At 63.9% G+C, this 25,871-nt stretch carries 24 protein-coding genes and 3 pseudogenes; 17 read left to right on the top strand and 10 right to left on the bottom strand.

What is annotated here, in order from left to right:
• Nucleotides 1–64 precede the first annotated feature (64 nt).
• The 5 genes from AC1DK4_RS22405 (at nt 65) to AC1DK4_RS22385 (ending at nt 6,338) form a co-directional block, all read left to right on the top strand.
• Nucleotides 65–1,426 carry a sigma-54 interaction domain-containing protein gene (locus AC1DK4_RS22405; RefSeq protein ID WP_441620998.1) on the top strand — a complete coding sequence of 454 codons (1,362 nt, stop codon included), beginning with the start codon at nt 65–67 and terminating at the stop codon, nt 1,424–1,426.
• A gap of 665 nt (nt 1,427–2,091) precedes the next feature.
• Nucleotides 2,092–3,033, top strand: coding sequence for an acetaldehyde dehydrogenase (acetylating) (locus tag AC1DK4_RS22400; protein ID WP_441620996.1), 942 nt, complete (start codon nt 2,092–2,094; stop codon nt 3,031–3,033).
• 13 nt (nt 3,034–3,046) lie between these two features.
• Nucleotides 3,047–4,069 (top strand): 4-hydroxy-2-oxovalerate aldolase, encoded by a 1,023-nt coding sequence (dmpG, locus tag AC1DK4_RS22395; RefSeq protein WP_441620994.1) that lies wholly within the window; start codon nt 3,047–3,049, stop codon nt 4,067–4,069.
• Between the two features lie 73 nt (nt 4,070–4,142).
• Nucleotides 4,143–5,480: an MFS transporter gene (locus AC1DK4_RS22390; RefSeq protein WP_477131785.1), complete on the top strand. Its 1,338-nt coding sequence runs from the start codon at nt 4,143–4,145 to the stop codon at nt 5,478–5,480.
• Nucleotides 5,481–5,567: 87 nt separating this feature from the next.
• Entirely contained in the window at nt 5,568–6,338 is a 771-nt protein-coding gene (locus AC1DK4_RS22385) for an IclR family transcriptional regulator (RefSeq protein WP_441620992.1), read from the top strand.
• A gap of 11 nt (nt 6,339–6,349) precedes the next feature.
• Here AC1DK4_RS22385 and AC1DK4_RS22380 read toward each other — a convergent pair.
• From AC1DK4_RS22380 to AC1DK4_RS22355, 6 genes and pseudogenes are all read right to left on the bottom strand, one after another.
• Nucleotides 6,350–6,520, bottom strand: a pseudogene (locus AC1DK4_RS22380) (helix-turn-helix domain-containing protein); the annotation flags it as partial.
• 68 nt (nt 6,521–6,588) lie between these two features.
• Entirely contained in the window at nt 6,589–7,407 is an 819-nt protein-coding gene (locus AC1DK4_RS22375; RefSeq protein WP_441620990.1) for an enoyl-CoA hydratase, read from the bottom strand.
• A gap of 38 nt (nt 7,408–7,445) precedes the next feature.
• A complete protein-coding gene (locus AC1DK4_RS22370; RefSeq protein ID WP_441620988.1) occupies nt 7,446–8,861 on the bottom strand; it encodes an aldehyde dehydrogenase family protein in 1,416 nt (471 codons plus the stop codon).
• Nucleotides 8,858–9,628 carry an enoyl-CoA hydratase/isomerase family protein gene (locus AC1DK4_RS22365; RefSeq protein ID WP_441620987.1) on the bottom strand — a complete coding sequence of 257 codons (771 nt, stop codon included), beginning with the start codon at nt 9,626–9,628 and terminating at the stop codon, nt 8,858–8,860. The genes AC1DK4_RS22370 and AC1DK4_RS22365 overlap by 4 nt, the downstream gene beginning before the upstream one ends.
• Nucleotides 9,629–9,631: 3 nt before the next feature.
• On the bottom strand, nt 9,632–11,728 hold the full coding sequence (locus tag AC1DK4_RS22360; RefSeq protein WP_441620985.1) for an acetate--CoA ligase family protein: 2,097 nt from the start codon (nt 11,726–11,728) through the stop codon (nt 9,632–9,634).
• Entirely contained in the window at nt 11,721–12,725 is a 1,005-nt protein-coding gene (locus tag AC1DK4_RS22355) for a Bug family tripartite tricarboxylate transporter substrate binding protein (protein WP_477131784.1), read from the bottom strand. Before AC1DK4_RS22355 ends, AC1DK4_RS22360 begins: the two co-directional genes overlap by 8 nt.
• A gap of 127 nt (nt 12,726–12,852) precedes the next feature.
• Between AC1DK4_RS22355 and AC1DK4_RS22350 the strand changes: the two genes are divergently transcribed.
• From AC1DK4_RS22350 to AC1DK4_RS22340, 3 genes are all read left to right on the top strand, one after another.
• The gene (locus tag AC1DK4_RS22350; RefSeq protein ID WP_477116205.1) at nt 12,853–13,761 is read left to right on the top strand and encodes a LysR family transcriptional regulator; all 909 of its coding nucleotides are present in this window, start codon (nt 12,853–12,855) and stop codon (nt 13,759–13,761) included.
• Nucleotides 13,762–13,972: 211 nt separating this feature from the next.
• Complete coding sequence (locus AC1DK4_RS22345; protein ID WP_441620980.1) at nt 13,973–14,623, top strand: Rossmann-fold NAD(P)-binding domain-containing protein; 651 nt, start codon at nt 13,973–13,975, stop codon at nt 14,621–14,623.
• A 95-nt stretch (nt 14,624–14,718) separates the two neighbouring features.
• Nucleotides 14,719–15,105 carry a tautomerase family protein gene (locus AC1DK4_RS22340; protein WP_441620978.1) on the top strand — a complete coding sequence of 129 codons (387 nt, stop codon included), beginning with the start codon at nt 14,719–14,721 and terminating at the stop codon, nt 15,103–15,105.
• A 180-nt stretch (nt 15,106–15,285) separates the two neighbouring features.
• Here AC1DK4_RS22340 and AC1DK4_RS22335 read toward each other — a convergent pair whose 3' ends face one another.
• On the bottom strand, nt 15,286–16,179 hold the full coding sequence (locus AC1DK4_RS22335) for a LysR family transcriptional regulator (protein WP_441620976.1): 894 nt from the start codon (nt 16,177–16,179) through the stop codon (nt 15,286–15,288).
• Nucleotides 16,180–16,312: 133 nt separating this feature from the next.
• Between AC1DK4_RS22335 and AC1DK4_RS22330 the strand changes: the two genes are divergently transcribed.
• The 7 genes and pseudogenes from AC1DK4_RS22330 to AC1DK4_RS22300 all read left to right on the top strand — a co-directional run bounded on the left by AC1DK4_RS22330 (nt 16,313) and on the right by AC1DK4_RS22300 (nt 22,847).
• On the top strand, nt 16,313–16,942 hold the full coding sequence (locus tag AC1DK4_RS22330) for a cysteine hydrolase family protein (RefSeq protein WP_441620974.1): 630 nt from the start codon (nt 16,313–16,315) through the stop codon (nt 16,940–16,942).
• A gap of 88 nt (nt 16,943–17,030) precedes the next feature.
• Complete coding sequence (locus AC1DK4_RS22325) at nt 17,031–17,216, top strand: hypothetical protein (RefSeq protein ID WP_441620972.1); 186 nt, start codon at nt 17,031–17,033, stop codon at nt 17,214–17,216.
• Between the two features lie 30 nt (nt 17,217–17,246).
• A complete protein-coding gene (locus AC1DK4_RS22320) occupies nt 17,247–18,083 on the top strand; it encodes a D-2-hydroxyacid dehydrogenase family protein (protein ID WP_441620970.1) in 837 nt (278 codons plus the stop codon).
• 3 nt (nt 18,084–18,086) lie between these two features.
• Nucleotides 18,087–18,212 carry a hypothetical protein gene (locus AC1DK4_RS22315; protein WP_441620968.1) on the top strand — a complete coding sequence of 42 codons (126 nt, stop codon included), beginning with the start codon at nt 18,087–18,089 and terminating at the stop codon, nt 18,210–18,212.
• A 1,521-nt stretch (nt 18,213–19,733) separates the two neighbouring features.
• Nucleotides 19,734–21,527, top strand: a complete 1,794-nt coding sequence (locus AC1DK4_RS22310) for a methyl-accepting chemotaxis protein (protein ID WP_441621081.1) — start codon at nt 19,734–19,736, stop codon at nt 21,525–21,527.
• 9 nt (nt 21,528–21,536) lie between these two features.
• A pseudogene (locus AC1DK4_RS22305) lies at nt 21,537–21,944 on the top strand (hypothetical protein); the annotation flags it as partial.
• Between the two features lie 414 nt (nt 21,945–22,358).
• Nucleotides 22,359–22,847: a helix-turn-helix domain-containing protein gene (locus tag AC1DK4_RS22300; protein WP_441621079.1), complete on the top strand. Its 489-nt coding sequence runs from the start codon at nt 22,359–22,361 to the stop codon at nt 22,845–22,847.
• Here the strand turns inward: AC1DK4_RS22300 and AC1DK4_RS22295 are convergent.
• From AC1DK4_RS22295 to AC1DK4_RS22285, 3 genes are all read right to left on the bottom strand, one after another.
• Nucleotides 22,811–23,305, bottom strand: coding sequence for an Lrp/AsnC family transcriptional regulator (locus AC1DK4_RS22295; RefSeq protein ID WP_013956719.1), 495 nt, complete (start codon nt 23,303–23,305; stop codon nt 22,811–22,813). The genes AC1DK4_RS22300 and AC1DK4_RS22295 overlap by 37 nt on opposite strands.
• Before the next feature lie 97 nt (nt 23,306–23,402).
• The gene (locus AC1DK4_RS22290) at nt 23,403–24,341 is read right to left on the bottom strand and encodes a 2-hydroxyacid dehydrogenase (protein ID WP_441620966.1); all 939 of its coding nucleotides are present in this window, start codon (nt 24,339–24,341) and stop codon (nt 23,403–23,405) included.
• A 4-nt stretch (nt 24,342–24,345) separates the two neighbouring features.
• On the bottom strand, nt 24,346–25,200 hold the full coding sequence (locus tag AC1DK4_RS22285) for a GNAT family N-acetyltransferase (RefSeq protein WP_441620964.1): 855 nt from the start codon (nt 25,198–25,200) through the stop codon (nt 24,346–24,348).
• Between the two features lie 380 nt (nt 25,201–25,580).
• On the opposite strand from AC1DK4_RS22285, the gene AC1DK4_RS22280 reads away from it, so the two are divergent.
• Together AC1DK4_RS22280 and AC1DK4_RS22275 are read left to right on the top strand one after the other, a co-directional pair.
• Nucleotides 25,581–25,706, top strand: coding sequence for a hypothetical protein (locus tag AC1DK4_RS22280; protein ID WP_269148712.1), 126 nt, complete (start codon nt 25,581–25,583; stop codon nt 25,704–25,706).
• Nucleotides 25,707–25,730: 24 nt separating this feature from the next.
• Nucleotides 25,731–25,871, top strand: a pseudogene (locus AC1DK4_RS22275) (ABC transporter permease); the annotation flags it as partial.

Here is a 25,871-nt window from a genome sequence, read left to right as displayed (position 1 = left end):
GCCCGCCGATGGCTGCCTAATCTAAAGAGCGAGACGAGGCGTCTCATCATTGAGATAGTGTGCCATGCCCTTCCCCGAACTTTCCGGCAACAGTGACAGCCAGGCGTCATTCCTGAAGCTCGTGCTCGATCATGTCTCTGACTGCCTCGTTGCGGTGGATACCGAAGGACAGATCGTTCTGATCAATGAGCCTTACTGCAAGTTGCTGGGCGGCACTGAGGCGGATTTTCTTGGACGGCATATCACTGAGGTGGTCTCTCCGCACACGCGCCTGCACAAGGTGGCGCGCGGCGAGGAAGTGGTGGGCGGCGCGCCGCTGCAGGTTCGGGGCTGCAAGCTGATCACCCGGCAGGTTCCGGTCCTGCATGAGGGGCGTATCGTCGGTGCCGTTGGCCTCGCGCTCTTTTCCAACTACGAACTGCTCAAGCGCACTTACGCCCTGGCATTTACGCCAGGCATCGCTCTGCAGAATGCCCGCAGCGGCTGGACCACCCAGCATACGGCTGACGATATCCTTGGCACCGGCCCGGAGATGGACGCATTGCGGCAACAGATCCGCGTGGCATCCTCGCATGCGTTTCCGACCCTCTTGCAAGGAGAGACCGGCACCGGCAAGGAGCTTGCCGCGCATGCCATCCACAGCGGCTCGGATCGTGCCCAGCGGCCTTTTGTCTGGGTCAACTGCGCCTCGATCCCTGAGCAATTGATCGACGCGGAACTGTTCGGCTACGAGGGGGGTGCGTTCACTGGTGCGTCGAGTCGCGGAAAGCCGGGCAAGTTTGAACTGGCTTCCGGCGGCACGCTGTTCCTCGACGAGATCGGCGACATGCCTATGGCGCTGCAGACCAGCCTACTGCGTGCCATTCAACACCAGCAGATAGTACGCGTGGGCGGGACATCTCCGCTGGACATCGACGTTCGCATCATCTGCGCCACCCACCGCGACCTTGCGCAAGCTGTCGAGACCGGCCGTTTCCGAGCGGATCTCTACTACAGGCTCTCCATGTTCCGTGTTTTGTTGCCGCCGCTGCGGGACCGCAGCGATCTGCGGGGACTGGTCACCCAGATCTATGCACGGCTCCTTGCGCGGCACGGCCTGGATCCCAGGCCCTTGCTAGACGACGTAATGGAAGCACTGCTGCAGCATCGGTGGCCAGGCAATGTGCGTGAGTTAGAAGGGGTATTGATTCGCTACAACCTTGACGGGAAAGTCGATATCCCCGCCGCTCAGGGCGCGGCCCCCCCTCAATCGGCGACAGAAGTGGCGACCTTCGACCTTCACACGCACCTCGAACGGCAGAAGCACGCCATGATCCAGACCGCGCTTCGACATTGCGGCCAGGACCGTAACAAGGCTGCAGCGTTGCTTGGCATCAGCCGTGCGTCCCTATATCGGGAACTACAGGCAGCCCGCCCTCGGCAGTGACCTAAGGCACTTCGGAAGCGGTCCAGCCGCTGGCCGCAGCCAGACGGGCGTGACGGGGCGACCGAAGGAGTCCAAGCGTGGATTTCAGCAATCGGTGCCGGCGGCAGCGGGGGTCGGCGGGTTCACCGCCCCGCCTGAACGAAGCAGGCTCTTGAAGACCCAAGGGTGGTGCCACCGTCTCCGGCGCATGAGCCGCTCTACGTATTCCTTGTGATGAGGGCGGCCACGATATTGCTTTGGGAGTTCCCACCGCCATCGACTCGGGCTTGTAGATGCTCGGCCGTGCATTGAAGGTGTCGAGCCTGTCGACTGGAGAGCGTCCGATTCGGGAACGATGCAAACCGCGCCGCCGGCGGCAAAGCCTGCGGAAATGATTTCCTCCTCCGACGCTACCCGCCGCCGTCGCAAAGCCCCCGCCCCGCGCTCCGTTTGAGTGTCCTACGTACCACTATTTCAGCTGACCCTCTGCTTCGCGGGCACTATTCGCACCTTTAATTTCTCAACATATAAGAAAGCTTCTCATAAGTTGATAATTACGAAGCCGCGGGTTAATCTTCGCCCGCAGTACAGACCCGCCAACGCACAGCGCGAATCCGCACACGGCTGACTCACCCCCGGCACCCGCAAGAAGGGCAGGCAGCAGCGGTGCACCAAAGGAGGCTCAATTGGTAACGAAGAAACTCAAGGCCGCGATCATCGGATCGGGCAACATCGGCACGGACCTGATGATCAAGATCCTGCGCCACGGCAAGCACCTGGAAATGGGCGCCATGGTCGGGATCGACCCGGCATCCGACGGCCTGGCGCGCGCCGCCCGCATGGGCGTGGCGACCACGCATGAGGGCGTGGAAGGTCTGATCGGGCTGCCGGGATTCGCCGACATCGACGTCGTGTTCGACGCCACCAGCGCCGGCGCCCACGTGAAGAACGACGCCCGCCTGCGCGAAGTCAAGCCGGGCATCCGCATGATCGACCTGACGCCCGCGGCCATCGGCCCGTACTGCGTGCCCGTGGTGAACCTGGAGCATTGTCTCGACGCGCTGAACGTCAACATGGTCACCTGCGGCGGCCAGGCCACGATCCCGATGGTGGCAGCCGTGTCGCGCGTGGCGAAGGTGCACTACGCCGAGATCGTTGCGTCGATTTCCAGCAAGTCGGCCGGTCCCGGCACGCGCGCCAACATCGACGAATTCACGGAAACCACCTCCAGGGCCATCGAGGTGATCGGCGGCGCCGCCAAAGGCAAGGCCATTATCGTGCTGAACCCCGCCGAGCCGCCGCTCATCATGCGCGACACCGTCTACGTGCTGAGCGCCGCCGCCAACCGTGTGGAAGTGGAAGCCTCCATCGAGGAAATGGCCGCCGCCGTGCAGCAGTACGTGCCCGGCTACCGCCTCAAGCAGAAGGTCCAGTTCGACGAGATCCCGGCCAGCGCCCCGCTCAACATCCCCGGCCTCGGCAAGTTCAGCGGCCTGAAGACCTCGGTTTTCCTGGAGGTCGAGGGCGCCGCCCACTACCTGCCTGCCTACGCCGGCAATCTCGACATCATGACCTCCGCCGCGCTGGCCACCGCCGAGCGCATGGCGCAGTCCGTTCTGACCGCTTGAGGAGACACCCGCCATGCCTTTCAACCCCGGCAAGAAGCTCTACATTTCCGACGTGACGCTGCGCGACGGCAGCCACGCCATCCGCCACCAGTACTCGATCCAGAACGTCAGGGACATCGCCCGCGCGCTCGACAAGGCCCGCGTCGACTCCATCGAGGTCGCGCACGGCGACGGCCTGCAGGGCTCCAGCTTCAACTACGGTTTCGGCGCCCACACCGACCTGGAGTGGATCGAGGCGGTGGCCGGCGAGATCTCGCACGCGCGGATCGCCACGCTGCTGCTGCCCGGCATCGGCACCATCCACGACCTGGACAACGCCTACAAGGCCGGCGCGCGCATCGTGCGCGTGGCCACGCACTGCACCGAGGCCGACGTCTCGCGCCAGCACATCGAGCGCGCCCGTGAACTTGGCATGGACACGGTCGGCTTCCTGATGATGAGCCACATGACCACGCCGGAGAACCTGGCGGTCGAGGCCAAGAAGATGGAAAGCTACGGCGCCACCACGATCTACGTGGTCGACTCCGGCGGCGCGCTGGGCATGGACGACGTGCGCGCCCGCTTCCGCGCCCTGAAGGCCGTGCTCGACCCGTCGACCACGACCGGCATGCACGCGCACCACAACCTGTCGCTGGGCGTGGCGAACTCCATCGTCGCCGTCGAGGAAGGCTGCGACCGCATCGACGCCAGCCTGGCCGGCATGGGCGCCGGCGCCGGCAACGCACCGCTGGAGGTGTTCATCGCCGCCGCCGACCGCATGGGCTGGGACCACGGCACCGACCTCTACGCGCTGATGGACGCCGCCGACGAACTGGTCCGTCCGCTGCAGGACCGCCCGGTACGAGTCGACCGCGAGACCCTGGCGCTGGGCTACGCCGGCGTGTACTCCAGCTTCCTGCGCCACTCGGAAGTCGCCGCGAAGAAGTACGGCATCAAGACGGTCGACATCCTCGTCGAACTGGGCAAGCGCCGCATGGTCGGCGGCCAGGAAGACATGATCGTCGACGTCGCACTGGACTTGCTGAACAAGGCATAACCTGCCGCATCCGCCGCGCCCCGGTGGCACAACCGACGGGGCGCAACGCATCAATACAAAAGAGACACGAACAATGAGACAGACTGTAACCGGCTCCAATGTGGGCGGCATGGCTGCACCCAGGGAGTCCCTGATCACGTCGACCGACCGCCGCCGCGCGCTGGTGGGCAGCGCGGTGGGCMGCACCATCGAGTGGTACGACTATTTCCTGTACGGCACCATGTCGGCCACGGTGTTCGGCAAGCTGTTCTTTCCCGCGACCGACGCTGTCACCAGCCAGTTGCTGGCCCTGGCCTCGTTCGCGCTCGCCTTCCTGATCCGCCCGATCGGCGGCATCGTCTTCAGCCATATCGGCGACCGCATCGGCCGCAAGAAGACGCTGGCCATGACCCTTGGCATCATGGGCGTGTCCACCGTCGCCATCGGCCTGGCCCCGACCTACGAGAGCATCGGCGTGTGGTCGCCCATCATCCTGACGCTGCTGCGCCTGCTGCAAGGGCTGGCACTGGGCGGCGAGTGGGGCGGCGGCCTGCTGCTGGCGGTGGAATATTCGCCGCCCAAGCGTCGCGGCTTCTACGGCGCGGTGCCGCAGATCGGCGCACTGGTCGGCCTGGCGCTGGGCAATCTGATCACCTCGGGCCTGAGCGTCGCCTTCTCGGAGGAAGCGTTCTATGCCTATGGCTGGCGCATTCCGTTCGTGCTGTCGATCGTACTGGTGCTGGTCGGCATGTGGATCCGCAACACCGTGGACGAAACCCCGTCATTCAAGCGCGTGATGGCGAGCAAGACCGAAAGGAAGGTGCCACTGGTCGAGACCGTGACGAACCACTGGCGCGCGGTGCTGGTGGTGATCGGCGCCAAGTTCGTCGAGACGTCGACCTTCTTCCTGTTCGCCACGTTCACGGTGTCGTACCTGGTGGGCCTGCACTATGCCCGCGTCGATGCCCTGAACATGGTGCTGGCCGCCGCCGTCATCGGCTCGCCGATGATGCTGGTGTACGGCGGCCTGTCGGACCGCATCGGCCGCAAGACGATGTTCGTGCTGGGCACTGTCGCCGCCATGGCCTACGTGCTGCCGTTCTTCTGGCTGATGAACCAGGGCTCGGTGTGGCTGTGCGCGCTGGCGGTGATCGTCGGCTTCGCGCTGATCTGGCCGATCTACGGTTCGGTACTGGGGACGTTCTTCGCCGAGAGCTTCCCGCCTGACGTGCGCTACACCGGCGTCTCGCTCGGCTACCAGGTCGGCGCGGCTATCGTGGGCGGCCCGATGCCGCTGATCGCCACGGCCCTGCTGGCGTACTACGGCGGCAGCTACATCCCGGTGAGCCTGTTCGTGATCCTGTGCGGCGCGGTCTCACTGGTCGCCGTAGCTTTCACGAAGGACCGCAGCGGCCAGTTGCTGGACGACTGAGCCCGGCTTTAGCTGCCCACGCAATTTCCTGAGCCGTTCCCCCCGACGCCGCCGCGACCACTGGTCCGGCGGCGTTACACTTATGGCATGACCGACACGACTTCCCCCACTCGCACCCTTGCCAGCCAGACGCTTTTCCGCGGCCTGGACGTCGTCGATGCCGTCGCGGCCGGCGCCCTGACCGTGCAAGAAATCGCCGATCGCACCGGGCTGCCGTTCAGCACGACGCACCGGCTGGCGTCGGCGCTGGTGCAGGTTCGCTACCTGAATTTCGAACCCCGGCGCGGCTACCGGCTGGGGCCTCGCCTGCTGGAGCTCGGCTTCGCTGCGTACCGCGACTCGGACATCACACGCAGCGCGCGCGCCGGCATGGAGCAGCTTGCCGAGCAGACCAAGGACACCGTCCACCTCGCCCAGCTCGACGGCGACGAGATCATCTACCTCGACAAGATCGGCGGACAGCGCGCGATCAGCGTGAATTCCCGCATCGGCGGCCGCAAGCCGGTCTGCTCGACCGGCGTGGGCAAGGCCCTGATCCTGGACGAGAGCGAGGAGAAGTGGCGTGCGCGCTACGCCTACGATGCCCAGCGGAACAACGTCCACGTCCCACTCGACAAGTGGCTGGCCGGCATGCGCGGCTACGCAGTGGGCGGCTATGCCTTCGACCTGGAGGAAGACGCCCCCAGCATTCGCTGCGTGGCGGTGCCGATCCGCGACGCCAGCGGCCAGACCGTGGCGGCCATCAGCGTCACGGGCACGGCCGACTACACCGACGAAGCACAACTGCGAGCCCTGATTCCAATGGTGCGGCGGGTCGCGGCATCCATCAGCGAAAGGATTGGCGGCAGGCTGGCGTAAGCAGCCCTCGCGCTGATCTTCGGTGGGCGGCCGGGTATCGCCGTGGCCAGTGGCGCCTTCTTCCCGCCGTTGGCAAAGTCGGCCAGCCAGCGATAGACGTTGCGCAGATTGACACCAAAGGCCGCAGCCACGTCTCCCGCCGTCTGGACTTCGCGAATCGCCTTAACCGCCCGCTGCCCCATTGTCTGCAAGGCTTGGTGTTCGATCGACCGAGCATCCGAGTGTCGTCGGGCGCGGGAACGACTACCGGTCAACGGCCGGTAAATCGGGCAGGTCTGCGCTCGATGAAATGCGCAACCCCCTCCGTAAAGTCCTCGCTCTGGATGCTTTCGAACATCTCGGCATTGGCAACCCGAGTTGCTTCGGCCAATGACTGGAACGGTTGCTCCCACAATTGCCGCTTCATCACGCGGATAGATCGGGGCGAAACGTTCTCTGCCAAGTCGTCGGCATAGTCGAGCGTCGTAGCCATGAGCGTGTCCACATCGACCACACGGTCGACCAGGCCGATCCGCAGCGCCTCGTCAGCCAGCACCTTTCGCGCCGAGTACAGCAGGTCGGCGGCGCGACCGGGGCCGACCACGCGTGGCAGTAGCCAGGAGATACCGTGCTCGGCAATCAAGCCCCGACGCGCGAACGCAGTGCTGAACGCGGCGTTGGCGCTGGCGAAGCGCATGTCGCTGTACAGCGCGAACACCAGCCCCAGTCCCGCTGCCGCACCATTGATCGCCGCGATCACGGGCTTGCGCATGGCCGGAAAGTAGCCATAGCGCGTCTGATAGTCGGCGCGCCGGTTCATGTCGAACGGGCGCATCCACTGGGCGGCGCGGATGTCGCCAGGCGGCAGCACTTCGAGTTCGTTGATGTCCATGCCGGCGCAGAAGCCCTTGCCGGCGCCGGTCAGCACCACCACGCGGACGTTGTCGTCGCGATCAGCGGCCTCCATGGCGTCGCGCAGTTCGGCCTCCATGACCTTGGTCAGCGCGTTGAGCTTGTCCGGCCGGTTCATGGTGACCACGGCGATCCGCTCGCTTTTTCCGGCGCGAGCAACGGTAACCTGACTGTACATAGTGCGATTCCTTTCGATGTCGATGTCGATGTCGTGACTTAGGGGAGCTGAACGGATCGCGGCTCCAGGAACTCTTCCAGCCCATAGGCACCGCCTTCGCGCCCGACGCCGGACAGGCCGAAGCCGCCAAATGGTGCCGCGGGGTTGAAGCGGGCGCCATTGACGTCCACCTGGCCCGCCCGCAGCGCGTTGGCGAGCGCTTCGCCGGCGCTGTCATCGGCAGCCCAGACCGTGGCGGCCAGCCCGTAGCGCGTGCCGTTGGCCAGAGCGATCGCCTCGTCGACGCTGTCGTAGCACAGCACCGCCAGCACCGGCCCGAAGACTTCCTCCTGCGCCAGCCGGCTGTCTGGCGCGACGTTGCCGTAGATGGTCGGCGCGACGAAATAGCCGGTCGCTGGCACGGGTGCGTCGGCACCGCCGGAGATCCGGTCGAAGCCGGCCTCTTCCGCTTCTGCGATATGCGCATGCACGCGCTGACGCTGTAGCGCCGACAGCAAGGGGCCGATCCGGGTCTCGCCATCGGCGGGGTCGCCGAGCTTCATCGCTGCGGCAGCCTCGGCCAGCAGTTGCCGGCAGCGCGGATAGTCCTCGCGTGCAACGATCATCCGGGTGGTGGCGCTGCAGGTCTGCCCCGAGTTGAGGAAGCAGGAACTGATCGTCGCCTTGACTGCCCTGGCGAGATCCGCGCCCGGCAGCACGACGGCCGCCGACTTCCCGCCCAGCTCCATCGACACGCGCTTCATGTCGCCGGCCGCCTGCGCGGCGACCTTGCGGCCGACCGCCGTGGAGCCGGTGAACGACACCATGTGGATGTCGGGATGCGAGACCAGCGCCTCACCGACCGCCGCGCCACCCAGCACGAGATTGAGGACGCCCGGCGGCAGCTTCGCCTGCTCGCACGCGGCCATCAGCCGTTCCGTGACGGCGGGAGCCAACTCTGACGGCTTCAGGACCGCCGTGCAGCCGGCCAGCAAAGCGGGCGCCAGCTTGGCAGTGATCTGGTGCAACGGGTAGTTCCACGGCGTAATGGCGGCCACCACGCCAACCGGTGCCAGCGTCACGCGGGAATTGCCGAGCGTACGGACGAAGTCGAATGTGTCGGCCAGCGCCGCCGTGGCGCGCCACGCCGCGATCGGTGCATCCACCTGGATGCGGCGTGACAGCTTCTGCGGCATGCCGACTTCGCGCGAGATGTCATTGGCGAGTTCCGCCGCGCAGCCTTCCAGCGCGTCGGCCAGCGCATGCAGATACGGCGCCCGCCCGGCTGCGCCCAGCGCCTGCCAGTTTGGCTGTGCCCGCGCGGCCGCCGCCACTGCTTCGGCCACATCGTCTGCGGTGCCGAGACGGACCTCGGCCAACGGGGCTTCGGTCGCTGAATCGTAGACGCGGATCGATTCACCGCCTCGCATCGTGCGACGTGCGCCGTCGATATAGTGTTGGGTCAACTGCTTCACTGCGACTCCCTTGTTTTGCGTTGATCGAGGAACGCTGCCATCACACGCTGCGGTTCGCCGTCGGCATAGCACTCGAGCTGCGCCCGGATGCCGGCGACACAGGCCTCATCGAAACCCGGCTGCGTCATGGCGCGAAAGCGCTGTTTGGACAGGCGCACGGCGGTCGGCGGCAGCGCCGCGAGCGACCTGGCCTGTACGAGCGCCTGCGTCATCAGCTCGGTCTCGCCGCACAGCGCCGTCACCAGGCCAATGTCGAAGGCGCGCTGGCCACTGACCAGTTCGCCCGACAGCGACATCTGCACGTTATGCGTGTGCCCCACGTGCAGCGTCATCAGATAGGATCCGACGATGCTCGCCAGGCCTGCCTTGACCTCCGGCTGTCCCCAGCGGCTATCCGCCGTGGTCAGGCGCCAGTCAGCGCACAGCGCCAACTGGAAACCCGCGCCGGCAGCCACGCCCCGCACGGCTGCCACGCAGGGCTTGTCCAGGTCGCGGACAGCCTGGTACATCGCCCGCTGCCGGTTCAGCCAAGGCACGAGCTGCTGCCAGGTCACGGTGGCGGCCTCATCGAGGTCCTGCCCGGCGCAAAACGCCCGCTCGCCGGCACCGGTCAGCATGACGGCGCGCACGGACGGATCGGCGTTGAGCCGGCCCAGCGCTTCGATCAGCTCGCCGCGCAGGGCGTCGTTGACCGCGTTCATGCGGGCCGGGCGATGTAGCGTGACGATGGCGATCTCGTCATCCTGTTCGACACGTACAGCTTCCATGCTTCAACTCCCCTTGAGTTCCACCACGGCATCGACCGCCATGACGCCTTCACCGGCTGCCATCACCATCAGCGGATTGATGTCGACCGATGCCAGCGCAGTCCGGTGACGCAATGCCCAGTCGCCGAGCGCGACCGCCGACGACGCCAGCGCCTCCAGGTCGAGCGCCGGGATATCGCGATAGCCGTCGAACAGCGGTGCCAGGCGCAGCCGCGCGCAGGCCGCCTTGACGTCTTGCGCCGTGAACGGCGCCAGCAGTGTCACGACGTCCTTGCGGAGCTCGAGCAGCGTGCCTCCCTCCCCGATCATGACCAGCGGCCCGAACACGGGATCGACCGAGACGCCCAGCGCGAACTCATGCTGGCCCTTGACCATCGCCGCCACGACCACCCGTGGCAATGCCACGCCCAACCGCTGCAGCGTGTCGAGGCAGGCCTGCGTCGCGCGGGCCACGCTCGCGGCATCGGTGACTCGAAGGTGCACGAGGCCATGCTCGCTCTTGTGCGGGACCTCCGCCGCGCAGCCCTTGACCACCACAGGCACCCCGCCGAGCGCGTTAAACGCCGTCACCGCCGCATCCACGCTGTCGCATAGCCAGTGCGGCACGGTCGGTACGCCGGCTTCGGCGAGCAAGGCCAGGCTATGGGCTTCATCCTGCAAGCCGCTGCCGTCGAGCTGCAGTGCGTCGGGGCAGAGCGGCGCCGTCGCCGGTGCCGCCTCGGCCAGCCGATGATGCGCGGCGTATTGCGCCAGCGCTGCTATGGCATCGGCTTCAGTGACGAAAGCCGGCACGCCGTGTCGCACAAAGACCTCGCGGACCGACTGTTGCGGCGCGCTGGCCACCAACGGTTTGGCTTGGTTCGCGCTGAAGGCGGCGGCGTCGCGCGCCAGTGCCTCGACGTCGTAGCCGGGACCTGCCACCGGAATGCCGACCATCACCATGTCGGCCTGCGGATCGGCGCCCAGCGCCTGGAGCACGCGCGGGAACATGTCGCCCTTGCCCAGCAGCGCCGCGGTCATGTCGAGCGGATTGCTGGCCGTGCCGAACTCGGGCAGGATCGCGCCCAGTTCGCGCAGCGTTGCCGCCTGGAGTTCGGTCAGCGGCAGATCGTGCCGTTCGGCCAGGTCGGCCGCCATCACGCCCACGGCGCCGCTATGACTCATCACGACCGTGCGGCCCTGCCCCGGGGCGCGCTGCTGCAAATACAGCGGCACCGCGCGGACCAGTTCGCCGATATCGCGCGCACGCCAGATGCCGTGACGGGCCAGGAAGGCATCGATCGCGGCGTCGTTGCCGACCAGCGCACCGGTATGCGAGGCTGCCGCCATGGCACCGCGCTGGCTGTTGCCGGCCTTGATCGCCACGATGCTCGCGCCACGCACTCGGGCCACCTCCGCCGCGCGGGCAAGCTGAGCAGGGTCGGACACCGATTCGAGGTAGACCAGGATCAGCCGCACCTCCGGGTCCGCCGCCACGGCCGCGGTCATCGCGCAGGCGTCGAGATCGGCGTCGTTGCCCGTCGCTACCAGGTAGCGCACGCCGTAGCCGGCCTGGCGCAGCAACGCATAGGGCATGACGCTCGCCGCGCCGCTCTGGCTGATGATCGCGATCGGGCCGTCCTGGGGCGCCACCTCCATGAACATGGTCGAGAAATTGAGCACCGCTCCGCTGGCGAAGTTGGCCGTACCTTGCGCGTTCGGCCCCACCAGCCGCATGCCGCTGTCTCTGGCCACCGCCACCAGTTCCTGCTGCCGCTGGCGTCCCGCCTCTCCCGTCTCGGCGAAACCGGACGCCATGATGACGGCAGCCTTGACGCCAGCGGCGCCGCACTGACGCACCTGTTCAAGCGTGGCATCGCCGGACACGGCAATCACCACGGCGTCCGGCGCCTTGCCGATCGCACCGAGATCAGGGTACGCGCGATAGCCCTGGATGACCGCGCGCCCCGGGTTGACCGGAAACACCTCGCCCGTGTAGCCGAAGGTGCGCATGTAGTGGATCGGCCGTCCGCCTACCTTGTTGGGGTTGTCCGAGGCGCCGATCACGGCCACCGAGGCCGGCGAGAACAGGGCGTCGAAGGTTGCAGTGGTCTCAGTCAAGGCTCGCTCCCGATGCCTTGACCACCGGCGCCCACTTGCCCGCGTCATGCTGGATCAGCCTGGAGAAGTCCGCGGGCGTACCCGGCAGCGGCCGGGCACCCAGCGCGGCAAGCTGCTTCTGCACGTCTGCCTGCGCGAGCACGGCCTGCAGTTCGCTGTTCACGCGGCGGATCACGTCTGGTGTGGTTCCTTTCGGTGCCGACAGGCCGAACCAGATGGTCACGTCGAAGCCCGGCAGGCCGGCCTCGGCAATCGTCGGCACCTTGGGTAGCGCTTCCGAACGGGTCGCGCCGGTCACGCCTAGCGCTTTGACCTTGCCCGCGTTGATGTACTGCCCCTGGCTCGACACCGTGTCGAACATCATCGAGATGCGTCCGCCAAGCAGATCAGTGAACGCCGCGGCCGAGCCCTTGTATGGCACATGGACGATATCAATTCCGGCCATCGACTTGAACAGTTCGCCGGACAGATGGTTGGAGCTGCCATTGCCGGCAGAGCCGAACGTCAGCGTGCCCGGCTTCTGCCTTGCCAGCGAGATCAGCTCCTTGATGTTGCCGACCGGCAGGTTGTTCGACACCACCAGTACGTTGACCGTGGAGGCCACCGAGCCCACGGCATCGAACGCCTTGAGGGGGTCCACCTTCAGCGAGCGGTAGRGCCACGGGTTGATCGCCATAGTGCCGGTGGTGGAGAAGAAGAGCGTATAGCCGTCGGAAGCCGCCTGCGCAGCGGCCTCGGTGGCGATGGTGCCGCCGGCGCCGCCGCGGTTATCGACCAGCACAGGCTGTCCAAGCTGCTGCGACAGGTGCTGGCCGATCAGTCGCGCCATCGCGTCAGTGGGCCCGCCGGCCGGAAACGGCACGACCAGGCGGATCGGTTTGGCGGGATATCCGGTCGAGGCGGCAGCGGCGGCACTGAAGGCGGCCGGGATGGCAGCGAACAGCAAGGCACATAACGGTCGCCGGAATGCGCGAAGCACAGCGGAATAGCACGGCATGTTGTCTCCAGATGTTGCGTAAGCCCTCTCTGCAGGGAGGGATGTCCTTAGTGTATGGAGTCCTAAGCCAACTCAAAAGAGTATAATCATCGATATCTGATATCCATTTTTTGGATGGAGTGCCAGTGTGAACCTGAAACAGCTCGAAACCGTGGCGCTGGTGGCCGAAGTGGGATCGCTGTCACGTGCGGCACGCTCGCTGGGGATTGCCCAATCACTGGTGAGCCGTGCGATTGCCCAGATCGAGGCGGAATGGGGCGACCGGCTGTTCGAACGAACCGGCCGGGGCGTGGTGCTGTCGGAATTCGGCCAGCGAATCTTCCCGCATGTCCAGTTGCTGCTGGCCCAGTCGGCACGGCTGCGCGACGAGGTCAAGGACGCGGCGGGCGTTCCGTTCGGGCAGGTGAGAATCGGCGCGCTGCCGTCAATGGCGCCACGCTTGATACCGGCGCTGTTCGAGGACCTGCGCGCCACGGCGCCAGGTGTCCGGCTGCGCGTGGCCGAAGGCTTCAGTGGACAACTCGACGAGGAACTGGAGTCGGGCCATCTGGACCTGGCGGTCATCAACCGCTATGGTCCMGGGCCCCGCCAGGGCGAAGACGTGCTTGCGGAGGTCGCCACTTACCTGATCTGCGCACCCGGGCATCCGCTCGCCGGCGTGCCGAAGGTGCCCATCCGCAAGCTCGCTGGACTCCCGCTTGTCCTGCCACCGGCCCCCAACGGCCTGCGATCGATTCTCGACCAGCACGCACGTCAGCTCGGCATCTCGCTGGATGTGCAACTGGAAGTCGAATCGCTGAATACGATGAAGGAAGTTGCGCTTTCGGGTGGCGCGTTGACGATACTTCCGATGCTCGCGGTCGATAGCGAAGTTGCCGCCGGACGTCTATGCGCAGTCGAGATTGTCGAACCGCGCTTGCCGCGGACCATTGCCATGGGCGTCACGCGCCATCATCCATTGTCCCGCGCAGCACGACTCGTTCTTTCTCGCCTTCATGACTTGGTGCCCGAAGTCGCAAGGAGCAGTACTGCCTAGCTCGATTGTGCATGGCATCCGCCCGATGAGAGCGACGCCAATTTCGAAGAAGCGCGGACCGGCAAGGGTTCGCGCTGCTGATCGTATGCACCGCTGATGCAGAGAATTGTTAGGTAGACTCCGCTTGTGAAACCCGGTTGGCCTGGCAGCCCTTTCGTCTCTGCGCGCAGGCAACGGCCCGTCGACAAGTTCCCTCGCGGAGTATCTACCCATGGCAAACCGAATCGTCATCATCGCAGGCGCTACTGGCTTGGTCGGCAGGGAAATTCTGAGTGGCCTGCTGGCCGATGACACGGTGACGGAGGTGCACAGCCTGGTACGCAGAATGCCGGCGATCCGACATCCCAAGCTGACGAACCGGATCGTCGATTTTTCCGCATTGCCGCCGTTGCCTCATGCGGACGAGTTGTATCTGGCGCTTGGAACGACAATCAAGGTCGCGGGCAGTCAGGAAGCATTCCGCGCGGTCGACTACGACGCCAACCTGGCCGTGGCCGGCGCGGCGCTCTCTGCCGGCGCAAGAAGGATCGGCGTGGTCAGTGCGATGGGCGCTGACGCCGGCTCCAGGGTCTTCTATAGCCGCGTGAAGGGCGATATGGAGGAAGCGTTGACACAGATGCCAGTCGAACGGCTGGTCATCGCGCGTCCGTCCCTGCTGGTCGGGGACCGGGAGTCTCTCGGTCAACCGACCCGGCGCGGCGAGGAAATAGGATTCGCACTCGGCAACGCGCTTGGCTTCCTGATTCCAGCCAACTACCGGCCAATCGAGGCGGCTGCGGTTGCAAAGGCGCTGCTGGCCGCCGTCCCGTCATCCAAGGGCAAGACCATTCTGTCCTCCGGTTCCATGCAGCCAAAGACATAATGTGCGGCAACACCCGGCGCTTTCGCTGGCCGGGCAATCAATCCGCGTGCGGGCGGCCTGGGCCTGCTGCTCGATCCGTTGACTTCCGAGGGACAATGGCAGGCAAGTTGCGTTGGCGAGAATATGAGAACCTAGGTCGCTTGCCAACAATCAGCGAGGTCATCTACCAGGCCATGATCGACGTTGCCAATGTGCCACGGAACGACAAGTTTCAGATTGTCCATCGGCATGCGGATGGTGAACTTGTTTACCCCCTGGATGGCTACCTGGGTATTCGCTACACACCCAATATCGTATTCATCCAGGTGACCTGGAATGTCGGCCGTACCACCGAAGTAAAGAAGAAATTCTACAAGGCTGTCGCCGAGGGAATCAACCGGGAGACGCCCGTCCGGATCGAGGACGTCTGGATCAGTCTTGTCGAGGTCGAGCCGGAAAACTGGTCGTTCGGGAATGGCGAAATGCAGTATGCGCCAAAGTAATTACTCCGCGTTATCTCCCGTACTTCAAGGCGCGGGACACAGGCAATTTACCACTGGGCGAGTGACAAATTTTTGGTCCTTCGAGGAAATCCGGGGCTGAATCGCTTGTATCCTCGGCGCAAGTTTGAGCACCGGAATGTCGCGCGCCTGATGCTACGCGTCACACCGTGCAATCGCGCGTCATTGATGCTTGGTGGCCAGAATCTCGGCTGCGAATGCAGCGAAGGATAGCGCTTTTGGCGAGGGAAACCTTCCGGCCGGATAGACCGCATTCACATCCACTCGTGCCAGCGTATAGTCGGCCAGCACAGGCACAAGCTGGCCTGCAGCGAGTTCGGCTTGGCACATCAGCGCTGCGGCCCTCGTGATGCCCAATCCTTCACGAGCGCACACGATTGCCGCTTCTGTGGAAGTAAGCAGGTAGCGCGGTTCGACGTCGATGGTCTCGGTGCTGGCACCTTGTGTGAAGGTCCATGGCCAGCGAAGCGAGTTCGTGGGGCCAACGATCAAATCGTGGGACTTCAGAGCTTCGGGAGACTCCGGCGCACCGTGTTCGGCCAGATAGGCTGGCGCGGCTACCAGCAACCGGTCCAGCGTGGTCAGCTTCTTGACGCCAAAGTCGGAGTCTTTGAGCCGCCCAAAGCGTATTGCCACATCCACGCCTTCAGCCACCAAGTCTTGCAAGCTGTCAGCGGTCAACAGTTCCACCTTCAGCAGCGGATGCGGATGCACGAAGCGGGCCAGGTTTGGCAAAACTACGCGAGTGGCGAGAATGGATGGCATTGCAATGCGCAGAACGCCTTGCAGGCTGTCTTCGTCCCGCGCGGAGGCCTCGGCCTCCTCCAGTTCGATCAGGATCTGGCGCGCCTTCTGCAGGAAGACTGTGCCTGAATTGGTCGGAACGATCTTGCGCGTGCTGCGCAAAAGGAGTCTCACGCCCAGCCGCTCTTCCAGCTCGGAGACGATCCGCGAAACGGATGGCTGGGACAACCCAAGCTCACGCGCAGTAACGGAAAAACTGCCCGACTCCGCAGCCCGGATGAACACCTTCAGTTCCAGAAACCTGTCACTCATTTGCGGGACGAATATTTGTTGTTCACCTGCGCCGGATAGTAACGCACAGGCCGAAGCCTCAAACTTTGATCAACGGCTGACGCCCCAAGGCCATCTGGCCAGCCACTTGCGGAAGCCTTCTGAAGGAGCAGTAATGAGCATGCACAACTATCCAAAGAACGCGACGGCCCTGATCCTGGTCGACGTGCTGAACGACTTTCTCTCCGTCGATGGCAAGCTTCACCCAATGATCGAGCCCATGTTGGTGAAGACCGACCTCGTCGCGAAACTCCAGCGCCTGTTGGCTGGCAGCCGCAAGATGGGTCTCAAGGTGTTCTTTTCACCACACGGCGTGGACGAACATAGCTTTGACGACGTGCCACATGTGCATCCACGATTCCAGTTTGGGATCGACAACAAGGTGTTCTGGAAAGGCACCTCGGGAGCCGACTTCTACGCACCGCTCAAACCGTTACCGCACGAAGTGATCATCAGTCAGCACCGGATGTTCGACTCCTTCGCTGGCACGAATCTCGAGGAGCAACTACGTGCCAATGGCATCGAGTACGTGGTGCTGGCCGGCCTGACGTCGCACACGTGCGTGGAGGGTACCGGCCGCCATGCGCTTGAAGCCGGCTTCCATGTCACCTTTCTCAGCGATGGCGTGGCCGACTTCACCGAGCAAGCGCATCGGGCGGCGATTGAGCTGTCCTATCCAACGTTCGGACACGCGACGCAGACCATTGACGAATTCCTGAGTAGCGTGACTGGGGAGAACACATGAGCAACATCGCAATCGTCTTCCGCAACGGAAATGGTCGCACGGCCCATCTATCGCAAGCAGTGGTCGACGGCGCCGCGAGGTCGTTGGCATGATCGTAGAATCGTATCCGGTGGATTCTCTAGATGAGACTGGATGGGCAGACCTTGCCGTAGAAGACTGGCTCGACAGCCCCGTGCTCTCGGCAGTGACTTTCACGGCGTCCCAGATGCTGAAGACGCCTAGCCTGAAGGCCAAGATCCAGAATGCAGGTTATGTGCTTTCCGGAGCATTTTGAGTCAAATGAACCAGACTGATTGGAGATGGCATGACGACGACCTCCGCCAAGAAGAAAATTGCCATCCTGGATGATTACCAGAGCGCGGCCCTCACGGTGGCCGACTGGTCTGCAGTGAAGGAGAGGACGGAGATCGTTGTCTTTGACGACCACGTCGACGACGAGGACATCATCGTCGAGCGACTGCGTGATTTTGATGTGGTATGCGTCATGCGGGAACGCACGCCCTTCCGACGCGCCTTGATGGAGCGGCTTCCGAAGCTCAGGCTGATTGCATCCACCGGGGCGAGGAACGCCGCGATAGATGCCAATGCAGCGCAGGAACTCGGGATCGAGGTCGTCCATACGGGCTATACGTCCACGCCCACGATTGAATTCACCTGGGCGATGATTCTGGCGAGCATGCGGAACATTGCGGGAGAGAACGCGTCGTTGCGCGATGGCGGCTGGCAGGTCGGGATTGGCAGCGACCTGGCGGGCAAGACCCTTGGTCTCGTCGGCCTTGGCAACATCGGCTCCGAGGTGGCCCGGATCGGTCGTGCGTTCGGCATGCGGCTGCTGGCATGGAGCGAGAACCTGACGTCCGAAAAGGCGGCGGCACATGGCGCGCAGTGCGTGTCCAAGGAGGCATTGTTTTCGTCCTCCGATATCGTGTCGATCCATCTGATTCTCAGCCAGCGCACGCGTGGCATGATTGGCGCACAAGAGCTCGCGCTGATGAAGCCGACCGCGCGGCTGGTCAACACTTCGCGCGGGCCGATCGTTGTGGAGAAAGATCTGGTCGATGCTCTCAGTCGCAGGGCGATTGCCGGCGCGGCGATCGATGTCTACGATCATGAGCCACTCCCGCACGATCATCCGTTCTGAGTCTTGCCAAACGTCCTGGCTACGCCTCATGTCGGCTATGTGACAGAGGGTCTCTATCACACGTTCTATCAGGACTCGGTCTCGAATATCGTCAACTGGCTCGATCGCCAGGCCGGCGCCATCGAGTAGTGGCGGGGGCGTGTCACATCTCGGCTTCCGGCTGGTGATTAGAGTCATTGGGAGCGCCAAGTTGCGGTCTGTGGAAAGGACGCATCTGTGCGCTAAGCCCGAAGGCCGCCGGACTGGTAGTGGCACCTACTTTACCGCGCAGAAATATGACGACCACTTGTGCGTGATACCTGTCACGAATGGCGGCTCGCCGAGCGTACACCCAGGGGGGACGGCTACCGACGGTGCTATTGATTTTGACTCGTTGCGCTTTGCGTGCAAGGAAGGCATTGACGCCGAATTGGTAGAAGACCCCGATCGAGATGCCACAATGCTTTTCGGGGGCAAGCATGCGGCGCCGCGATAAACGCACCTTGTAATTGCCCCGCCAAGACTTCTACATCCAAAGCATGCCTGCGCTGCTCGCAGTAGTGAGAGAAAACAGCCCCGAACACCCCTATGGGGGCTCTCCCCAGGAGAAGGTTCCCGGCGGAACTCCAGAACTTGATCGTGCATACGGGTGCGTTGTGGCGATACCCCTGGGCGGTGGGGCACCCAATTGCATGGCATGGTAGGAATTCAGCGGCCATTTACATGTCGAGTCGCTTCGTCGCGATGGAGAAATTTCTCGCACGTCGGTGATGACATCACAAAGGAAGCCTGACCTGTACGGTCGCTCACCACGATACTGCGGCTCACGGGTCGTGGCCGCAAGCAGCAGCGACCGATACGGGCGGGCGGCCAGCCTGGGTCAGCCATCGTCACCAGGGCGAGGAGCCTCCAACGGACGTAGGGCTTGCACGGCGTGCTTGAGCTGCAGAATCCAGTCGTCAAGCTGGTCAGGCCGCTGGTCGAACACGACAACGCCGCGCCGTTGATGACCGAGTGCGCCATGCCGTGCAAGCGTAGCAGGTCGTCGCGCGAGCCGGCCGGATCACAGCTACGCGGGCGGATGGCGTCGATGATCCACCACGCGCAAGATGGCGGTCGTGTCGAACCTGTCCGGAAGCGCTTGCAGCGCCTCGGCATCTACCTTGCCATATGGGGTCCGCGTTTCAGACATGACTGGGCTTCCGGACGGAGTGCGCTGGTGCGGGAATTGCGCAGGCGAATCGCCTGGTCATCCTACCCTCTCGCTCGATTCGGCCTGAATGCGGCGATACGCTCCGCAATGCGGGCACCTTCTGCCAACCGAATCGCTCGCAGCGCCCGTTCCCCTTTGTCCAGCGCCGCATGATTTCGGTCCGGGCCTTCGTTATTGAGACGGAACCGCTTGATGCCGCGCGACTCGATCGCTTGTTGGCGTATCGCGTACCTGCCCTCCTTAGAACTTTGTTAACGACTGCAGCGTTTCGCCCGATGGCCGTTTCTGCCGCCCCATCGAAGCGATGCTTGAGCACCGTCGTGCCGTGAAGCAAGTTCGTCTATAGCAGAGAAAAAAACGCGGGGGATCTGCGGTTTCGCGCCATTTGTCGGTGATATTTGCGCAGCATGCGGACGTACCATCTTGTCGGCATATTCGCCCGACCTTTTCGCTATATGATGCGCTCGTCCATCCGCACACGCGTTGTCTGTACCAGCATCGTTCTTGTCGCTCTGTCGATTGTTTGCTGCACGCTCGCAAACTACTTCATCGCGAGGGCCAGCCTCAACGAGGCCATCGATCGCAACCTAGCCTCGATCACGGATAACCGTGCCGTGGCCATTGGCGAGTGGGTCGCCGGCAAAACCCACATGATCGCATCGCTTCAGGATGCGGTCCTGACACCTGAATCGATGCCTTTCCTTTACCAGATCGCTGCCGCGGGAGGGTTCTGGGATGTGGGCGTCGGCTATCCGAACAAGACAGCGAAGTTCACGGACTGGCCTAACATCCCGTCCAGCTATGACCCTACCACTCGCCCTTGGTACAGCGCCGCCGAGCAAGCCGGCAAACCGGTCGCGACGCCATACGTCAGTACTAGCGGTGCGTTGCTCGTCGCCTTGGGCGTACCGGTGACGCGCGACGGTGTGATGAAGGCTGTGGTCGTTGGCGATATTGCGTTAAACAGCGTGGTCGACGGCATCAAATCGATTCGCCCAACACCCGCAAGTTTCGGCATGCTGATCGATGGCACCGGCCGCATCATCGCGCATCCGGATCCAAAGCTAAGGTTCAAACCTGCTACTGAAATTGCCGCGGATTTCGCTCGCATCACAGCAAGTGCTTCAGGAACGACCAAAGGCACGTTCGAACTCGCGGTCAATGGAGCGAAAAAGCTCGTGCGCGCTCAACCGGTTCCGGGCACGGATTGGCAGGTTGTGGTTGCGCTAGACAAGTCCGAGGCGACTGCTGGACTTCGTTCGCTGATGATTGCCTCGCTGTCGTGTCTGGTTATCGTCGTCTGCATTGCCTCCGTCATCGTGGGAGCCATTACCACGACAGCGTTCCGACGCCTTCGCGACGTATGCCAAGCAATGGCGACGATCGGCTCTGGCAATGGCGACCTGACCCAGCGTTTGCCGGCCGACGGCCGGGATGAAGTTGCCAAAATCGCGCGATCTTTCAATCAGTTCGTCGATAAACTTCAGAGCGTAATGCTGCGCATCCGCGATAGCGGCGAACTTGTTCGTGCTGCTGCGAGCGAGATCGCCGCGGCAAGCCTCGACCTTTCGTCGCGCACTGAGTCTGCGGCGGCGAACCTTCAGCAAACGGCTGCGTCGATGGACGAGATCTCGGGCATGGTGGACCAATCAGCCGCCGCGGCGCGCGATGCCGATAGACGATCCACCGCAGCCACAAGGATTGCGTCACGGGGCGGCGAGGTGGTGGCGGATGTGGTTGGCACCATGGCAAGAATCGAAGAGGCATCCGACCGTATCGGTGCAATCATCGGCGTGATTGACGGCATTGCCTTCCAGACCAATCTCCTGGCGCTCAATGCTGCGGTCGAGGCGGCGCGAGCAGGCGAGCAAGGTCGCGGTTTCGCCGTTGTCGCGCAGGAAGTCCGTAGCCTTGCGCAACGAAGCGCACACGCTGCGCGCGAGATCAAGCACCTCGTCGACTCCAACGTCGAAAGCGTCACCGCAGGTTCAAATCAGGTACGCCAAGCCGGCGCGACGATGACAGAGATTGTCGCGAATGCAGCAGATGTCCAGGCCAGCATTTCTGAAATTGCCCGTGTGGCCACCGAGCAGACGCAAGGCATCCAGGAGGTCAATCACGCTGTCATGCAGTTGGACGGGATGGTCCAGCAGAACGCGGCCCTCGTGGAGCAGTCTGCTGCCGCGTCAACCGCGCTACAGGAACAGGCAAATGCTCTGGCATCAGCGATCGGTCAGTTCAAAGTGGAGTGACGCTTTAACGTGGACAGAATCTTCATCGACGGCGAGTGGGTTCGACCCGTCTGGCAAGTCCGCGCGGCCGTCACCAACCCTTCGACGCAAGACGTTGTTGCAGAGATTGCCTTGGGAAGCAGGCAGGACGTCGTCACCGAAGCTGGAACCATCAAGGCCCGCATCGCGGTGTTCGCGGGCGGCGCTAGGGAGTCCTCGTTCTGCCGCCAATTGGGCATTCGCTTTCCCCAAGCAACCGTTCGCCAGTCCATCGTGCGCGTGTCCGGGGTGGCCGAGCACCTCCCCGACGCCCTGCATACCGCGCGCGTGTCGATCACCCGCCGCAGCGATGGCAGCTATAACCTTGCCATCAGCGGCCGCAGACGCGGGGACCCGACGGCGCAACTCGTGCGCTTCGCGCCGCAGTTTCTCGCGTTGCTGATTGGAATTGACACGTTTTCGGAGTGTAGTAATCGCGGCATCGTGCGCACGGGTATCTGGACAAGCGGTGCCTTGCCTTGCGGAAAGAGAAGGCGGACCACGCAACTCAGCACGGAGGCGCGACTGCCCATATACCCTCGCTGCTTGAGTTCTTGCCAGATCAGTTTAGGAAAGCGACAGCCCTGGGCACGCTCTCCCTCCAGCATGGCTCCAACATAGTACCGTTCCACGAGAAGCTCAAGCGAGTGATTCAAGATCCTCCCGCAGCACTGCAGCGAGATTAAAAGGCTCCGTCACGCACGACGGATTGAGGATCACCGGATCGCCCCGGCTACACCCGTACCGCAGTTTCTGCGTTCCGGACAGCTCAGTTTGCAATTCGATATGGACTAGATCGGCAAGATCAGCGTGATGCACGGCAACGTTGCACTTATGCTCGACTGCATGAGTAAGACCGTTGCATCCTCTCTACCGCACGCCCCAGGCCCCACTGCGGATGCCCCTGATCATCCCCGCCTGGGCGCCGCACTGGCCTATATTCACCAGCATCTGGGCGAACCGCTGCCACTGCCGCTGCTTGCCGACCTGGTCCAGCTCAGCGTCGGAAGATTCGTGACCGTGTTCCGGCTGACGGTCGGAATGACGCCGCACCGCTACATCAGCCTGAAGCGCGTCCGGCACGCACAGTGGTTGCTCAGGCACGGCCACTCTCCAGCGCTGACGGCGCACGAGTGCGGCTTCTATGACCAGAGCCACCTGACGCGCTGCCTGAAGAGCGCCTGCGGCATGACGCCACGGCAGTTCCAGACGGCAAGTGCCCCGCTCCCCGCCGATATGGGCCGCAGCCCGCCAATGCCCAGGGCTCAAGTTGCCGATGGAAACAGGCGTTCGATCGGATAGTGCGTCTTGATGAAAGGCGACTTGATCACGATGAAGCTGAAGTACTTCTCGATCCCGATATTGCGCTCCAGCAGGCTTTCCATCAGTTCCTGGTAGTGGTTGACTCCACGGGTGATGAACTTGAGCAGGTAGTCATAGCCGCCGCTGACAAGGTGGCATTCGACGATCTCGTCCACCGCGCACACTGCCTTCTCGAAGCGCGCAAAGTCCTCGCGATGGTGGTCCTCCAGCGTGATCTCGGTGAACACCGTGAGAATATCGCCCAGCTTGTCCATCCGGATCTGGGCGCTGTATCCGCCGATATAGCCGGCCTGCTCCAGCCGCTTGACGCGAATCAGGCACGGGCTTGCAGAAAGACCCACGGCATCGGCGAGGTCCACGTTTGTCATGCGGCCGTTCTTTTGCAGCTGGGCAAGGATGCGGAGGTCGAGTCGGTCGAGTTTGATGGGGGCGGACATGGGCTTTCAAGACTGGAATGACTGGATCACATTGTCCCCGCATGGTTCAGCGGGGGCAATCGGGGCACGCCCGGAAAGTAAGGTTTCGCATCGCCTTTCAGTATCCTTTCGCACGGTCCACCAGCCCGATCAGGGGCTCACCGCGCTGCAGGCGGCGCAGATTGTCGAGTACGACCCGCGCAGCGGTGCCCGGCTGCGTCATGCTGGCAATATGGGGCGTGAGCCATACCCTGGGGTGGCGCCACAACGGGTGGCCGGCAGGCAGCGGCTCGGGGTGCGTGACGTCGAGAATGGCCTCGCCGATCTGCCCCGCATCCAGCGCGCCCTGCAGGTCGGCATCGTTCAGATGCTGCCCGCGCCCGACATGCACCAGCCCTGCCCCATGTGGCAGGGCGTCAAACACGCGGGCGCTCAATACTCCACTTGTTTCATCCGTCAGTGGCAGCAGGCAAACCAGGATATCGGTGCGGGCCAGGAACGCGTCCAGGGTCTGCGGGCCGGCATAGCACTGAACCCCTTCCAGGCTGTGCGGCGACCTTGCCCAGCCGGCACAGTCGAACCCGAACAGCCGCAGCCGCTCCAGCACGGCCTGGCCCAGCGAGCCCAGGCCAAGCACGCCTACGCGGCACTCGTGTGCCGCGCGCACCTGCAGGGGCTTCCAGGCTTCCTGCGCCTGCTGCCGCCGGTACGCCGGCATGTCGCGATGCAGCGCAAGGACCGAGAACACCACGTACTCCACCATCCCATCGACGATGCCGGGCTCGATCATCCGCACCAGCGGTACGTGCGCAGGCAGCGCGTCCAGGTCGAACTGGTCGATGCCGGCTCCGGTCGAAAAGAGTACCTGCAGGTTCGGGAACCGCTCTGCGATGCGGTCTGGCGCCTCCCAGGCTGCCAGGTAGCGGACCTTGTCGGGATCCCCGATTTCGGGCCAGATGCGGAAATCGATGCCAGGCGCCTCGCGCGCAAACACCTTGGCCCAGTCCCGGCCGCGCACGGGATCCGCCTTGTACAGAAATGTCGTGTCTTGATGCATTGTTTTATCCGAGGGCCTTGTCGGCCAGCGCAAAGGGAAGAAATGGTGCTGTTGGCGAAGCCGGGGTGCCGCGGGCCAGCACCGTCGCGTCGGCGACGTGCGCCAGGCCAATGCAGCCGAGCCAGTCCTCGAGTTCGCCATCGGCGTGGACGTCCAGGCGCAGCACGCGCCCGGTCACCAGGCCGGCCAGGTGCGCGATCATGGCCTTGGCCGACATCGCGCAGGGTGCGACCACGGGGCCGACCATCGCGCCGCGGCCAAAGCGCCGCAGGATCGCGAAGCCGCGGGGCCCGTCGGCGTGATCGATCACCACCGTGCCGATCGACTGGCTCAGCCAGGCCTGGATCAGGGACGGCCGTGCAACACCGCGGGCCCCCTGCTCCATCCCGACCAGAAGTTGCAGGTCATTGCGCCCGCCAGGCCGCAGGCGGCAGCCTTCAGGCAGCGCCATCAACGGTGCGGGCAACGCTTTACCCTCGTATTGATGCACCTCACCGATGCGCTCGAACCCCATGCGCGCGTAGAAGCGATGCAGCTTCCCGGGGGCGTGAAGCAGCACAGTGCGGCCTTCCAGGCCGGCACACAGCGCCTCCAGCAACAAGCTGCCAATGCCCCGCTCGCGGAAAGCCGGGGCGACGATAAGCAGTCCGACCGATGCGCCGCGCTCGTCCCATAGCCAGCGCATGCCGACACCGACAACCGCGCCGCCGACTTCGGCGACGCGGCCCTCGCCCATCTGGAACAGCCGCTTCCAGTCGCTGGGGCGGTGCGGCCAGCGTACATCTTCGGAAAGCGAAAGCGCGACGGGCAGATCGGACTGTGCCATCACGCGGATGGCTGGAAGCTGCGCGGAGTTCATTGCAGTAAGTGTCAGCGCCGGACGAAGCCAGAGAGCCCTGATGATGCGATGAACAGGCAAGGCCCGGATAGGAAAAATTTGCTACGTCGGATGGTGCACCGATGCAGTGCCACGCCTAGGGTAATCCCGAGGATTGTTGCGGTGCACATGCACGTACGCAGTGCGCATGGCAGGCAATGCCAAACCGCCCTCGCGAAACCGCAGGTTTTACTGCTACGGCCTGCAATACCCCACAAAGCCATCGGTCCCACATGCTTCAATGGCAGGGGATGACACATTGCGCGCCCGTGCTGCCAAAGCAAGAGCTTGCCCCGCGCCGCATGGTCGTGCGCTTTCACTTTCGCGATCCCCCGAACTCCGGCCCCCCAGGAGCTATTGCCATGTCAGACAAGAAGCCGCTCGACGGCCTCATCGGCCCTGCTGAATCCACGCGGGTCATAGCCGCCCTGCGCCATGGCGCCAGCCGGCGCGACATCCAGAGGTTCCGTATCTGGCTTGCCGCCTGATCCGGACTGGAAAGGAGAGACACCATGAACCTGTTCATCTTGCGTCTGCTGGCGCGGCGCATCGGTCTGGCGCTGATCTCGCTACTGGCCGTCTCGGCCATCGTCTTCGCCATCACCGCGGTATTGCCCGGCGATGCCGCGCAGGAACAGCTCGGCCAGGACGCC

It is taken from the genome of Cupriavidus sp. 05N38, from assembly GCF_056397345.1.
This window is presented reverse-complemented; position numbering and strand designations above follow the sequence as displayed.

Bases quoted from the DNA above. Each gene is read 5' to 3' on its own strand.
- AC1DK4_RS22385 (WP_441620992.1), top strand. From the start codon at position 5,568: ATGACCGACACGACTTCCCCCACTCGCACCCTTGCCAGCCAGACGCTT.
- AC1DK4_RS22340 (WP_441620978.1), top strand. From the start codon at position 14,719: ATGGCAGGCAAGTTGCGTTGGCGAGAATATGAGAACCTAGGTCGCTTG.
- dmpG (WP_441620994.1), top strand. From the start codon at position 3,047: ATGCCTTTCAACCCCGGCAAGAAGCTCTACATTTCCGACGTGACGCTG.
- AC1DK4_RS22375 (WP_441620990.1), bottom strand. From the start codon at position 7,407: ATGTACAGTCAGGTTACCGTTGCTCGCGCCGGAAAAAGCGAGCGGATC.
- AC1DK4_RS22300 (WP_441621079.1), top strand. From the start codon at position 22,359: ATGCACGGCAACGTTGCACTTATGCTCGACTGCATGAGTAAGACCGTT.
- AC1DK4_RS22320 (WP_441620970.1), top strand. From the start codon at position 17,247: ATGACGACGACCTCCGCCAAGAAGAAAATTGCCATCCTGGATGATTAC.
- AC1DK4_RS22365 (WP_441620987.1), bottom strand. From the start codon at position 9,628: ATGGAAGCTGTACGTGTCGAACAGGATGACGAGATCGCCATCGTCACG.
- AC1DK4_RS22290 (WP_441620966.1), bottom strand. From the start codon at position 24,341: ATGCATCAAGACACGACATTTCTGTACAAGGCGGATCCCGTGCGCGGC.
- AC1DK4_RS22310 (WP_441621081.1), top strand. From the start codon at position 19,734: ATGCGCTCGTCCATCCGCACACGCGTTGTCTGTACCAGCATCGTTCTT.
- AC1DK4_RS22330 (WP_441620974.1), top strand. From the start codon at position 16,313: ATGAGCATGCACAACTATCCAAAGAACGCGACGGCCCTGATCCTGGTC.
- AC1DK4_RS22325 (WP_441620972.1), top strand. From the start codon at position 17,031: ATGATCGTAGAATCGTATCCGGTGGATTCTCTAGATGAGACTGGATGG.
- AC1DK4_RS22405 (WP_441620998.1), top strand. From the start codon at position 65: ATGCCCTTCCCCGAACTTTCCGGCAACAGTGACAGCCAGGCGTCATTC.
- AC1DK4_RS22295 (WP_013956719.1), bottom strand. From the start codon at position 23,305: ATGTCCGCCCCCATCAAACTCGACCGACTCGACCTCCGCATCCTTGCC.
- AC1DK4_RS22345 (WP_441620980.1), top strand. From the start codon at position 13,973: ATGGCAAACCGAATCGTCATCATCGCAGGCGCTACTGGCTTGGTCGGC.
- AC1DK4_RS22335 (WP_441620976.1), bottom strand. From the start codon at position 16,179: ATGAGTGACAGGTTTCTGGAACTGAAGGTGTTCATCCGGGCTGCGGAG.
- AC1DK4_RS22280 (WP_269148712.1), top strand. From the start codon at position 25,581: ATGTCAGACAAGAAGCCGCTCGACGGCCTCATCGGCCCTGCTGAATCC.
- AC1DK4_RS22285 (WP_441620964.1), bottom strand. From the start codon at position 25,200: ATGAACTCCGCGCAGCTTCCAGCCATCCGCGTGATGGCACAGTCCGAT.